Annotated in this window: 12 protein-coding genes; 10 read left to right on the top strand and 2 right to left on the bottom strand. The window is 58.2% G+C overall.

The annotated features are described in order from the left end of the window. The first annotated feature begins 418 nt into the window (after positions 1-418). The gene (gene gyrA, locus AC33YF_RS10335; RefSeq protein ID WP_491777125.1) at positions 419-3166 is read left to right on the top strand and encodes a DNA gyrase subunit A; all 2748 of its coding nucleotides are present in this window, start codon (positions 419-421) and stop codon (positions 3164-3166) included. A gap of 1 nt (position 3167) precedes the next feature. Here gyrA and AC33YF_RS10330 read toward each other — a convergent pair whose 3' ends face one another. Further along, entirely contained in the window at positions 3168-3926 is a 759-nt protein-coding gene (locus AC33YF_RS10330; protein WP_491777124.1) for a Crp/Fnr family transcriptional regulator, read from the bottom strand. Between the two features lie 324 nt (positions 3927-4250). Here AC33YF_RS10330 and AC33YF_RS10325 point away from each other — a divergent pair, with 324 nt between their 5' ends. The 7 genes from AC33YF_RS10325 (at position 4251) to tgt (ending at position 9565) form a co-directional block, all read left to right on the top strand. Then, on the top strand, positions 4251-4964 hold the full coding sequence (locus tag AC33YF_RS10325; protein WP_491777123.1) for an OmpW/AlkL family protein: 714 nt from the start codon (positions 4251-4253) through the stop codon (positions 4962-4964). A gap of 184 nt (positions 4965-5148) precedes the next feature. Further along, positions 5149-5643: a pantetheine-phosphate adenylyltransferase gene (gene coaD, locus AC33YF_RS10320; RefSeq protein WP_491777122.1), complete on the top strand. Its 495-nt coding sequence runs from the start codon at positions 5149-5151 to the stop codon at positions 5641-5643. 44 nt (positions 5644-5687) lie between these two features. Then, positions 5688-6332 carry a peptidylprolyl isomerase gene (locus AC33YF_RS10315; RefSeq protein ID WP_491777121.1) on the top strand — a complete coding sequence of 215 codons (645 nt, stop codon included), beginning with the start codon at positions 5688-5690 and terminating at the stop codon, positions 6330-6332. 48 nt (positions 6333-6380) lie between these two features. Continuing rightward, entirely contained in the window at positions 6381-6848 is a 468-nt protein-coding gene (locus AC33YF_RS10310; RefSeq protein ID WP_491777120.1) for a peptidylprolyl isomerase, read from the top strand. 38 nt (positions 6849-6886) lie between these two features. Then, entirely contained in the window at positions 6887-7342 is a 456-nt protein-coding gene (locus tag AC33YF_RS10305; protein ID WP_491777119.1) for a DMT family transporter, read from the top strand. Between the two features lie 16 nt (positions 7343-7358). Beyond that, positions 7359-8438 carry a tRNA preQ1(34) S-adenosylmethionine ribosyltransferase-isomerase QueA gene (gene queA / locus AC33YF_RS10300; protein ID WP_491777118.1) on the top strand — a complete coding sequence of 360 codons (1080 nt, stop codon included), beginning with the start codon at positions 7359-7361 and terminating at the stop codon, positions 8436-8438. Then, positions 8435-9565, top strand: coding sequence for a tRNA guanosine(34) transglycosylase Tgt (gene tgt, locus AC33YF_RS10295; RefSeq protein WP_491777117.1), 1131 nt, complete (start codon positions 8435-8437; stop codon positions 9563-9565). The genes queA and tgt overlap by 4 nt, the downstream gene beginning before the upstream one ends. Here the strand turns inward: tgt and AC33YF_RS10290 are convergent. Further along, positions 9562-10566 carry a DMT family transporter gene (locus tag AC33YF_RS10290; protein ID WP_491777116.1) on the bottom strand — a complete coding sequence of 335 codons (1005 nt, stop codon included), beginning with the start codon at positions 10564-10566 and terminating at the stop codon, positions 9562-9564. The two genes, tgt and AC33YF_RS10290, sit on opposite strands and share 4 nt — an antisense overlap. Before the next feature lie 93 nt (positions 10567-10659). Here AC33YF_RS10290 and AC33YF_RS10285 point away from each other — a divergent pair, with 93 nt between their 5' ends. Next, the gene (locus tag AC33YF_RS10285) at positions 10660-11067 is read left to right on the top strand and encodes a dihydrofolate reductase family protein (RefSeq protein ID WP_491777115.1); all 408 of its coding nucleotides are present in this window, start codon (positions 10660-10662) and stop codon (positions 11065-11067) included. Between the two features lie 739 nt (positions 11068-11806). Then, the coding region (locus AC33YF_RS10280) for a PQQ-dependent sugar dehydrogenase (RefSeq protein WP_491777114.1) at positions 11807-13059 on the top strand (1253 nt) is incomplete at its 3' end.

The raw sequence follows: 13059 nt of genomic DNA, 5'->3' as shown, positions 1-13059 counted from the left end.
AGAATACGCTCCTTACCACAGCTAAGAGTGGCCGGCATGGACGTATCTGGACGGCAGCCGTGGGCGTCGCTGCAACGCTGAAAAGGGATAGTGCCGTTCGCCTTGGTCTGACTTTCACAGCTTGCTGGCACGCAAAACTGACAAGCTCAGCACATAAGAATCACTGTGTCTTACGTACAAAATCGGTCTTTGGACCTGTCGTTGGATTCGATGCCGTTTCCATCCACAGAACTATCATTCAAGACCCTGTAATATCTGAGTAAAATAACGCCAACATGGCAGGCTAAGATGTTGCGGGAATGCGCCGAAATCAGCTATAGATTCAGCTCTGCGAACGCATTCCAAGACCCGGCGCTGCCGATGCTTTGGCGCGCTCGGACGCGCGTTCATCAATAGACTTTAGAAGGCATTTCCGTCCTTGGCTGACGAAGAAGACGAAGGCGTCGAGGAGCCGTCCTCCGACATTAGACCAATTTCGCTCATCGATGAGATGAAGCGCTCCTATCTCGACTACGCCATGAGCGTGATTGTGTCGCGGGCGCTTCCCGATGCGCGTGATGGTCTCAAACCCGTGCACAGGCGCATTCTCTATTCGATGCGCGAAAACAACTACACGCCGGATCGGCCCTACAACAAATCCGCGCGCGTCACTGGCGATACGATGGGTAAGTATCATCCGCACGGCAACCAGGCGATTTACGACGCGCTGGTCAGGTTGGCGCAGGACTTTTCCATGCGGTTACCCCTTCTGGATGGACAGGGAAATTTTGGCTCCATCGACGGCGATCCTCCGGCGGCTGAACGGTACACTGAAGTGCGCCTTGCAAAGCCCGCAATGGCATTACTGGACGACCTCGAGAACGACACGGTCGACTTTCAGCCGAACTACGATGGTCGCGAGCAGGAGCCAGTGGTTCTGCCGGCCAAGTTCCCAAACCTACTCGTCAACGGCGCTGGCGGTATTGCGGTCGGCATGGCCACAAACATTCCGCCGCACAATCTCGTTGAGGTCTGCGATGCCTGTATCGAGTATCTCGACAATCCCGCCATTGAAATCGACCAGTTGATCGACATTGTTCCGGGTCCGGATTTTCCGACAGGCGGACTCATCCTCGGTCGTCAAGGCATCCGCTCCGCCTATCATAAAGGACGCGGGTCGGTGATTATGCGCGGCCGCGTTCACGTCGAAGAAGTCCGCAAGGATCGCGAAGCTCTGATCGTTACCGAGATTCCCTATCAGGTGAACAAGGCTTCGATGGTCGAGAAGATCGCGGAGCTTGTGCGCGATAAGAAGATCGAGGGCATCTCCGACATTCGAGATGAGAGCGATCGCCAAGGCATGCGCGTTGTCATCGAGCTCAAGCGAGAAGCTATGGCTGACGTTGTGCGTAATCAGCTTTATCGCTTCTCGCCCTTACAGAGTACATTTGGCTGCAACATTGTCGCGCTGAACGGCGGCCGGCCTGAAGTCCTAAATCTCAAAGACATGATCCGCGCATTCACCGACTTCCGCGAGGAGGTTGTCGGGCGGCGGATTAAGTATCTTCTTAGGAAGGCACGTGAGCGTGCTCACGTGCTTGTTGGGCTCGCGATTGCTGTCGCGAACATCGACGAGGTGATTGTACTTATTCGCAAGGCACCTGACCCGGCAACTGCACGCGCGCAATTGATGGAGCGGGACTGGCCAGCCAAAGATGTGGCGCCTCTCGTGGAGTTGATCGCGGACCCAAGGCACAAAGTCTCTTCGCAAGGGACGTACAAGCTGTCCGAGGAGCAGGCAAAGGCAATTCTGGACCTCCGGTTGCAGCGGTTGACGGCTCTTGGAAGAGACGAGATCGGCGATGAGCTAAAAGGGCTTGGTGCCCAGATTTCCGACTATCTCGAAATTTTGCGATCACGGTCCCGGATTGTCGGCATCGTCAAGAGCGAGTTGACCGAACTGAAAGAACAGTTCGGCACACCACGGCGAACTGAAATTACTGAAATGATGGGTGAGGTCGAGGACGAAGATCTCATTCAGCGTGAGGACATGGTCGTGACCGTGTCCCATAAGGGTTATATCAAACGCGTTCCTCTGACCGCTTACCGTGCACAGCGTCGGGGCGGAAAAGGGCGCGCGGGAATGGCCACCCGCGACGAAGATTTCGTCAGTCGGCTATTTGTTGCGAATACCCATACGCCTGTCTTGTTCTTCTCGTCGCGCGGTATGGTCTACAAGATGAAGGTCTGGCGGTTGCCCCAGGCTGCCCCGCAAGCACGCGGCAAGGCGCTGATCAACCTATTGCCGCTCGGCAAGGACGAGATCATCACCACGATCCTGCCGCTTCCAGAAGACGAAGCGTCTTGGGAGAAGCTTGACGTGATGTTCGCGACTAACGATGGCGGGGTCCGCCGCAACAAGCTGTCCGACTTCATCGAGGTTCGTCAGAACGGCAAGATTGCGATGAAGCTCGATGAGGGGGATCGCATTATTGGCGTCGAAGTCTGCAATGAGCAGCAGGATGTGTTGCTCAACTCGCGTGACGGTCAGGCCATTCGTTTTCCGGTCACCGACGTGCGGGTGTTCAAAGGCCGCCAGTCATCTGGTGTCAGGGGTATCAATCTTGGCAAGGACGACGCTGTGATCTCCATGGCCATCCTTACGCACGTGGAGGCGGATGCAGCTGAGCGCGCGGCCTATGTGCGTCAGGCCAACATGGTCCGCAGGGGTGGCGAGCAGGAGCCGGACATGGAGCAAGAGATTGAGGGCGCCGAGGACGTGGCCATCAGTCCGGAGCGCTATGCGGAGCTCAGCGCCCATGAACAGATGGTTCTGACGATATCCGAGAACGGTTACGGGAAACGGTCTAGCGCCTACGAGTACCGCGTTTCGGGCCGCGGCGGTAAAGGCATCATTGGCATGATCGTGAATGAGCGGAACGGAAAGCTGGTCGCTTCCTTCCCGGCGGACGACAGTGACCAGCTCATGCTCGTCACGGATAGGGGTCAGTTGATCCGTGTACCCGTGGACGGCATCTCGGTCGTCGGTCGATCAACACAAGGCGTCATTATCTTCGACACGGCCGCAGACGAGCGTGTCGTCTCGGTTGAGCATATTCCCGACGAGACCAGCAATGGCGATGACGACGAGCCGTCGGACCCCGAAGCGGGAGAACCCCGCGAGTAGATTACTGCGCGTTGATCGGCTTGCTCGTCATCCGCGGCAGAGCAAGCAACGGGGCCGAGGCGGGCGAGAGGGCGGCGAGAGCCTTCAAATCCCGGACGAAAATGGTCTGACGATCAGGCTGCGTGAGCAGGCCTTGACTGCGCAGCCTCGACATGATGCGCGAGAGCGTGTCGGCATTGAGTCCCAAATACTCGGCGACCTCACTTCGGCTCAGAGGCATCTCGAAAACAACGCGGCCTTCCGATGCGGGAACACCAATTTGTGTGGCGAGCTCAACCAAGAATGTGACGAGCCGTTGCGAACTGTCGAGCTGGCCAACTGCCGTCAGATGAATAGCCTGACGTGCTGTCTGGCGTGCGACGGCCTGGTCGAAGTAGCTCCTTGCCTCAGGATCTGTCGACATGATCTTGGAGAATGCGCCGTGCCGGTACCGGAGGATTTCCCCGGAAGTTAGCGAGATCAGTTGCGCGGCGGGCCCCGCCGGGGCAAAGGCAGAACGAAACACGTCGCCAAGGTATAGCAGCGCAACACCCTGCCGAAGATTCTCCGCGAGAGACAACCGGAAGAGGAGTGTGGCTGTCCGGACAACGAAGACGGTTTCTTCGCCTCCCAAAGACAGCGGTAGCGGCTGACCGGGGCGTGTTTGCACCAGCGTTCCACGTTCTGCGAGCTGCAAGGGAAGCGTGGCCGGCCATTCCGGCCGGCGCCAGCCGTCTACAGGCGTAGGTGAGCCCGGAACTTTCAAACTGTCTGTCGTCAAGTGGATCCTCTGCAAGGCAGTGCGACCACTGCCCGTTCTCCAACCACTTATTGCAAGGCCTGAAGATTCGGACATTGACGCCGATCAACCGGTTAGCCGGAAAGGTCGCTCGGCGCCATTCTGCGTCGCGGCCAACTTGTTGACTTGGATCAAGAAGAGCTGTGGCACGGCAGCAACAGGGTCCTAAGAGCATCCCTTTTCTGATATTGGTCAGCAAATGGAGTCGATCTGCACTGGTACGTTCCAACGAACCGTCACAGAAAGTAAAGTACCAAAAAAGAAGCGCTGCCAATCTGTGACGGCCGCAGCTAAGTGGGGGACGTGATGAAAAAAATCCTGAGCACTCTAGCGGCTGGGCTCGCCATATCTGTGTTGCTCGCTGGCGATCCGCAAGAGGCCAAAGCTGGGGACAAGCACGGCGATTTCATGATCCGTGGCGTGGTGACCGGTGTGCTTCCCGATGCGGACGCCACAGTGAAACTCAATGGCACACGCATTCCGGGCGCTGGCGCCGATGTGAGCGATGAGGTTGTCCCGGCTACGACGCTGACATATTTTTTCAACGACCACTGGGCAGTCGAGCTGTTCTGCTGCTTCGCAAAGCACGAGGTTGAGGGGACGGGCGTCCTCAACGGAGTCAAACTGGGCGACACCTGGATCTTTCCTCCAGCTCTAACAGCACAGTATCACTTCAATCCAGACGGCACCTTTAAGCCCTACGTTGGTGCCGGCGTCCAGTACATCCACTTCTTCGATGAATCCAGCAAGCTAGGTCCAGGCACGAGCTTTGCCCTCGACGATGGCTTTGGCTTCACCCTACAGGGCGGCCTCGACATCGCCGTCGGTGAGGGCTGGTATATCAACGCCGATGTCAAAAAGACTTGGCTCGGCATGAACGGACGATTTGGCGGCACCGGTATCACCGCTGATGTGGACCTCGATCCGCTGATCGTTTCGGCAGGCTTCGGCTATCGCTTCAACTTAAGCGATTTGCTGGGCGGCCACGGCACCACCGCAGCTTATGAAGAGCTGAAGTAGCAATTTTCCCTAGCGATTAAAAACTTTTGGGGCCCGGTGACACGCCGGGCCCCTTTTCATTCATGCTCAAGTTGAGGCGCTGCGGCCTTGCCGACATGGCCTTGCCACGGATAGAAGTGGCTCGCAGAGTTTATGGCGCCACGCCTACTGAACGCTGCGCGCGGAAAATAGGAGCGTGAGAGGCATGCGCATCGGTCTTTATCCAGGGAGTTTCGATCCGGTTACGCTTGGGCATGTCGACATCGTGCGGCGCGCCGCTCAACTCGTAGACCGGCTTGTTATCGCCATTGGTGCGCATCACAGCAAAGGCCCATTCTTCACGGATGAGGAGCGAATAGCTCTCGCCCGGGCGGCTCTTGAGCCTGTCGCGAGTGAACTTGGCATCGAACTCGACGTTGTGGTTTATGACGGGCTCACAGTCGAGACGGCCAAGACCGCCGGGGCCACAGTCGTTTTTCGCGGTCTGCGTGACGCAGGGGACTTCGACTATGAAATGCAGATGGCAGGTATGAATGCGGCTCTTGCACCCGAGATCGAAACCGTTTTTCTTGCCGCATCACCCGGGACACGCCATATCGCAGCAAGTCTCGTCCGCCAGATTGCGGCAATGGGCGGAGATGTATCGCCGTTCGTTCCGGAGCTGGTCAACGAAGCTCTCGCGCGCAAGCTAGCACGATAATCAATCGTCTTTTCCGATGGAGACCAACCAAAGAGGAAACTTCCATGACCTTCAGGACTACCGTCCTTTTTGCGTGGACCTTGCTGTTCGCAGCCACAATGGCCCATTCCCCAGCGATGGCGGCAAGTCTCGGCGACCCCGCGTCTCTCAACGCGCGCGCGCCAGATAGCTATAAGGCGAAATTCGAAACCTCGAAGGGGACCTTCGTCGTTCAGGTAACCCGCGACTGGGCGCCCAACGGGGCCGATCGGTTCTACAACCTCGTAAAGGCTGGTTTTTATAACGATGCCCGCTTCTTTCGCGTGATCGATGGTTTCATGGTCCAGTTCGGCATTAGTGGAAATCCCGACGTCTCCGCCGCTTGGAGCAATGCAACAATCCCGGACGATCCGGTACGAGAGTCCAACGCTCGGGGTACCCTAACATTCGCGACGGCAGGTCCGAACACGCGCACGACCCAAGTCTTTATCAACTTCAACAACAACGCCGGCCTCAACAGCCAGGGCTTTGCACCGTTCGGAAAAGTGGTCTCCGGCATGGACGTTGTCGACTCACTCTATAACGGCTACGGCGAAGGCGCTCCTCGAGGGAATGGTCCCAACCAGGGCCTGATCAAGATGCAGGGGAACGCCTATCTTGTTACGCAGTTTCCCAAGCTCGACTTCATTAAGAAGGCGACCATCGAATAGTAGGTCGCAGTTCTCACAACGAAACGCCCAATACAAGGAGCCTGACAAGTGGCCAATCCTGAAGACACACTCATTATCGAAACGAGCAAGGGCAACGTGGTGGTGGAAATGCGCCCAGACCTTGCTCCCAATCATGTTGCACGCATAAAGGAACTAGCCCGGCAGGGTTTCTATGACGGCGTCCCATTCCATCGGGTCATAGAGGGCTTTATGGCCCAGACCGGTGATCCGACCGGAACGGGTGCCGGCGGCTCGGGCCAAAAACTCGCGGCAGAATTCAACGCGGAGCCCCACACACGTGGCGCAGTATCGATGGCACGGGCTCAGTCGCCGGACTCAGCGGACAGTCAGTTTTTCATCTGTTTCGACGACGCCACGTTTCTTGACCGGAAGTATACTGTCTGGGGCCGTGTGATCGAAGGCATGGAGAACGTCGATCAGATCAACCGCGGCGAGCCTCCCGCAAACCCCGACAAAATCGTCTCGGTCAAGGTGGCTGCCGATACCACCGGATGATCGACCGGCGAGACGGAAAGCTCAAGGAGAGCACCTCCATGTCAGGCACCGCAGTAATGCTAACGCTGGTGGCTCTCTTCACTGGGGGCATGATTGCCATGCAAGGCCCAATCAACGCCGAACTTGCAGCGCGGCTTGGCCATCCCCTCTCGGCCGCGTTCTGGTCCTTCTGCGTTGGCACCACGGTCCTTGCTATAGTCGTAGTGGTGTTTGCACGCGGGAGTACCGATTTTGGTGCACTGCGGTCCATCCCGCTTTACATGATGGTCGGGGGCGGACTTCTAGGAGCCGTCTACGTGCTGGTCAATCTGATGCTCGCGCCCAAAATTGGTGTTGCCGCGCTGATGTCTCTCGCGATCGCAGGCCAATTGGCGGCCGCGCTTTTGCTCGACCGCTTTGGTCTTTTCGATCTCGTTCAGCGGGAACTCAGCGTTGGGCGGGTTTCGGGCGTGCTGCTGGTTTTGGTCGGCGCGCTCATGGTTCGAATGCTCTAGCCCCGACGGGGGTTCTGTGCGTACAGACTTTTTCGACTTCGAATTGCCCGACGGCCTGATCGCGCTGCGGCCCGCGCATCCGCGCGACGCGGCTCGGCTATTGGTCGTGCAGCCTGGCGAAACGGAAGCCCTGGTTGACAAGCACATGTTGGATTTGCCCCTGTTGCTTGAGCCGGGCGATGCGCTTGTGCTTAACGACACACGCGTAATCCCCGCCGCTCTTAAGGGCGTACGAGTTCGCGGCGACTCAGCCGTGCAAATCTCAGCCACTCTTATCGAAGAGTTAGACGATCACCGCTGGCGGGCTTTAGCGAAGCCCGGAAAGCGTCTGGAGCAGGGCGACTGTATCCGATTTGGCGTCGACGACGACAAGCCCGTCGTTCTCGATGCAACCGTCGAGGCTAAGGGGGCGGATGGCGAGGTGATTTTGGCGTTTGAGCTCTCGGGCCGGAAACTCAGGGATGCTATTGACGCCGACGGGGCGATGCCGCTTCCGCCCTATATTGCTGCGCGGCGCGCGCCGGACGATCAGGATAGGACGGACTATCAGACGACTTTTGCACGCGAGGAGGGCGCAGTCGCCGCGCCTACAGCCGGATTGCACTTCTCGCCGAGACTGATCCAAACCTTAGAAGAACTAGGTATTGCCGCTTATTTCGTGACGCTTCATGTGGGGGCAGGGACCTTTTTGCCCGTCCGCACGGAAGATACAGACGACCACGAGATGCATGCGGAGTATGGCGAGATCTCTACTGAAACCGCGTTTGCCCTCAACGCTGTCAAGTCACGCGGGAATCGGGTCATCGCCGTTGGGACGACGAGTTTGCGGCTGCTCGAGAGTGCCTCAGACGAATTCGGGACGCTAAAGCCTTTCCGCGGTGAGACGAGCATCTTCATCACCCCCGGATATCGCTTCCGATATGTTGACCGGCTGCTGACGAATTTTCATTTACCGCGGTCAACGCTGTTCATGCTCGTCAGCGCGTTCAGCGGACTTGATACGATGAAGGAGGCTTACAGCCACGCGATCGCCGAACGGTATCGATTCTACTCCTACGGCGATGCGTGTTTGTTGACGCCGAAGGTCTCCGCGTGACGGCACCTTTTTCTTTCGTTGTGAGTGTCACGGACGGGAATGCCCGTACCGGGATCATCGAAACGCAGCGCGGCCGTATTCGCACGCCGGCCTTCATGCCAGTCGGCACGCAAGCCACAGTCAAAGCTATGTTCACGGAGGATGTTGCAGCGGCGGGCGCAGACATCCTGTTGGGGAACACCTACCATCTGATGCTGCGTCCGGGGGCTGAGCGGATCGCCAAGCTGGGCGGGCTTCACAGCTTCATGCGGTGGGACAAGCCTATTCTCACCGACAGTGGCGGCTATCAGGTCATGTCGCTCGCCAAAATCCGCAAGATTACCGAAGAAGCTGTCACGTTCCACTCACATCTGGATGGAACAGCCGCTGTCCTGACGCCCGAACGCGCCGTAGAAGTGCAGTGCCTGCTGGGGGCCGACATTCAGATGGTGCTCGATGAGTGTACGCCATTCCCCTGTAGCCGTGAAGAGGCCCGCGTCTCGTTGGATTTATCCATGCGCTGGGCCGAGCGGTCGAAGATGGCGTTCGAGACTATGAGTGCGGACGGGCAGGCCTTGTTTGGAATTGTTCAGGGCAGCGTCTATCCGGACCTGCGCGAAGATTCGGCGAAGACGCTCGTCGGCATAGGTTTTCCCGGTTATGCCATCGGCGGTCTCGCGGTCGGTGAGGGTCAGCGGGTAATGTTCGACACGTTGGAGATGACGACGCCACATCTGCCAGAGGACAAGCCTCGCTATCTGATGGGCGTGGGCACACCGCTCGACATACTGGGCGCAGTCTCCCGGGGTGTAGACATGTTCGACTGTGTGATGCCGACCCGCTCGGGCCGGCACGGCCAAGCATTCACATGGGGCGGACGCCTCAATCTTCGGAACGCGCAATACGCAGAGGACAACAGCCCCTTGGATGCGCAAAGTGCCTGCGCGGCGGCGCAGTATTCTCGCGCGTACCTCCACCACTTGGTCAAGACGGGCGAGATACTTGGCGCCATGCTTTTGAGCTACGCCAACGTCCAGTTTTACCAAGAGCTCATGGCGCGGACACGCGACGCGATTGCAAACAGCACGCTTGCCGAGTTCGTAGACGAGATGCACTGCCGTTATGCTCAGTCAGAGCGGGACGTTTAGTTCGATTTCGGCGGTTCGAATTCGGTGTCAACGCGGAGGGTCGTCTTCTTCTTTCGCGCACGCTCCTCCGCGATACGTTCCCGAGCAAGCAGGTATAGACCGGCCAGAATGACGATCGTGGCTCCCGCGATGGTCCACCAGGAGGGGACATCGCCGAAAACGATAAATCCGAAAGCCGACATCCAAACTAGGCCGAGGTAGATGTAAGGCGCCAAGATGCCGGCCGGCGCCAACCGGTGCGCGAGAATTATGAACCAGTGTCCGAGGCCTCCCCAGAAGCCCAGCGTCGCGAAGAGCAACCAGATCCACCAATGCTCCGGCATTTGCCAACTCATCAGGCCAAACGGAGCCATGATCAGTACGCCAACGAGCGGTGTGTAGGTCTGAGTCACGGCTGGGGGGTCAAACGCCGCGAGGTAGCGCGTAGCAATGGTGAAAAGCGCGTAGCCGAACGTGGCGCCCAAGGTGAAGAGCATGGCCCAGTGGACTTCGCCAATGCCGGGGTGCATCACTACCAGCACACCAACGAAGCCTGCAAAGATCGCCGCAGCGCGGTGCCACCCGACCCACTCTCCGAGAAGTGGACCGGATAGGGCGGCGACCAGGAGCGGCGTTAAGAAGAAGATCGCGATATTCTGATCGAGCTGCAGGTATGTCAGTGCGATGAAGTTGAGCGCTGTTGTCAGGATCATCAGGCACGAGCGGACGAATTGGATGCCTGGCTTTGCGGATCGCAACGAAGGTCGTAGAGCGAATGGCCACAAGACCAATGCGCTGAAGAAGACATGGCACACAAAGCGCATCCAGACGACCTGCGCGACGGGCACGCCGTGTGTGTCGGTAAGGTACTTGACGGTTGTGTCGAGCACGGTGAGGCAGAGCGTCGCCAGGACCATCAGCCCAATCGCTTTGACGACCTGGTTCTGATAGGGATTTGAGACGAGGCGAGGCGCCATTATGTTCTGCCGTTCGGCGCCGTCGCGGCCGGCGCTGTGCTTCATACGCGGTCTTGTTTCAACAAGCTCTCTTGCACCATTCTTTGCCGAAGAGCCATCCGTGGATAAAAGAGAGGCCGAATTGGATGGAGGCGCTTCGTGGCTGACATACGTGCGATCATTGCCATAGGGCAGAGGGGACAGCTGGGCCTGAATGGTGAGATGCCATGGGAAGGCAATAAGGACCGCGAGTATGTCGCCGACGTTGCGAGATTCTTCGATGTGACGCGCGGTCACGTCGTAATCGCAGGACCAAAAACCATCTCGGCGTTTCCGGACTACGCCTACAAAGAGCGAACAATCGTTGAAGTCCGCTCCATTCATCATCCTGAGGAAGTGTTTGGCTGGTTTTTGGACCGTGTCGTGTACGTCGGAGGTGGCCCGGCCGTTTGGGACGTCTATGCGCCGTATATCCGTCATTGGGACATCAATAGGCTCCCATATGATGGCGAGGCCGACAGATGGTTCGATCCTGCCTGGCTAGTGGCAACGCCAAAAGGCAGGTGACTGCGGGGGCACTCTCGTTGCCGGAAGCCCAGAATCGCCGCGTTTCGCCGGTAACGCGCTCAGGACAAGGTGGCCGTTGCGTTGGGGATGGCCGAGATGATGGAAGTCGGGATCTTGAACATGCACCCTTCAAGCTGGGCACTGATTGGGACGATGGGTCTCACAGCCAAGGGACCCCGCTGAGGAGATGGTGATCGCCGCCTCGTAACCAGAATTCTCCGCCAAACAGGTCGGTTGGCGCTTCACGCTCGGCGCGGTCGCTCTCGTAGGAGCCTAGGTAGCCTGGCCGATTGTCCCGCTGGTTATGCCCACGATCTGTAGCCAAGGCTCAAAGTGGGCATTGCTGGCCCGCTCGGGGCGACGCCCTTCGTGTCGAAATTTATCACCATCGTGATTATGGGACGGCTGGCCTACTTTTTTCACAAGCGCAAGCTCTACAGAAGCCTTGGCCGACGCTTCGCGAGCTCGCCGGCCGAGAAATCCGTTTGCGGATTGAACTCAGCGTCTTAAGGGGCCGCATTCGCGCTGAGGGGCGAGTTCACGGCGTCATTTGATACAGATTTACCGTCCAGCGCGGATGAGAATTCGTCAACTAGACCCGAAATGCTTGATTCTTCGTTGCACACGAGAACAATGCTTGCGCGAAAAGTGGTGCTCTTCGACCGCTTATTCGTATAACGTGCCAGTCCGGCTCGATGCTGGAATAAATAATCAAGTAAGTAAAATGGGAGGAATACTAATGTATCGACATGTTTTTTGGTCGGTCTGCGCGGCGGCGGCAATCGCCATGCCGCTTTCAACTGCGTCCGCTGCCGACGCGCCGAAACTGGAGCACAGCAAAGTGCTCGAAGGTCTGGCACTCCCGTGGGATATGGCCTTCCTGCCGGATGGGACGATGTTTTTCACCGAGAAGTGCAAGGGCCTTTCGGTTCGGCTCCCATCAGGCGACGTGAATAAGCTGTTGGGCATAAAAGGCAGCGATGGTTATGCCAGCACGGGAGACGACCTCTTTTGTGAGGGGCAAGCCGGGATGCAAGGCGTCGCGGTTGACCCCAAATTCGACGAGAACCGAACGATCTACGTGTACTCGACGTCGAGCAATCCTGCGCCTGGTGTGAATCGCGTGCTGCGCCTGACAGTCAACGACGACTTCAGCAACGTGGGCGACCGGACCGATATCGTTGATGATATTCAGTACAAGCCGAAAGCGACCAATCATCCCTTCGGTGGCCCCGGTGCGCACAACGGCGGTCGTCTTCGTTGGAACCCAGGCGACGGGTACCTCTACGTGACAACTGGCGATACGCATAACGGTGAGGTGCCGCAGTCTCCGACGAAGATCGGCGGTAACGTGCTTCGGATCGATCGAGACGGCAAAGCAGCGGAGGGCAACAAGGCACCTGAAGGCTTTGATCCCCGGGTCTACACCTACGGTCACCGCAATCCCCAAGGGATCGCTTTCCGCCCCGGGACGAACCAGCCGGTTACGGCCGAACATGGTCCTTGGCACTCGGACGAAATCACATGTCTTGTGAACGGGGGCAATGGGGGCTGGGACCCACGCCCCAATACTGCGGGCCGCGGCGACTGCCCTGACGGCTATTGCGGCTACATGCCGAATCAGATGGAAGGCGTGGATCCGAAAGAACGGGCGAAGTTCATGTCGATGACGGACCTCGCAGCTTACCCTGACGCTATGAAGCCGGCGTGGAACAACAACGGGCTGTCTCAGGGCACGGGCTCCGCTGCTTTCCTGGAGGGCGATCAATGGGGTGCCTGGAACGGCCGTATGGTGGTCGGCATCATGGGTATCGGCTTTGGCGGCACACCAACCGGGCAGCGCATCGACGTTATTAACCTGTCGGAGGACTGCACCTCTGCGGAAGTCGAGACGCTGTCTTTCCCCTCGGCCGCCGGTCGTTTCCGGTCCGTGGTGCAGGGGCCGGACGGCAGCCTCTACGCAGCCGTGGATGAAGGCGTAATCCACAAGCT

The organism is Methyloceanibacter sp. (assembly GCF_058506495.1).
This window is presented reverse-complemented; position numbering and strand designations above follow the sequence as displayed.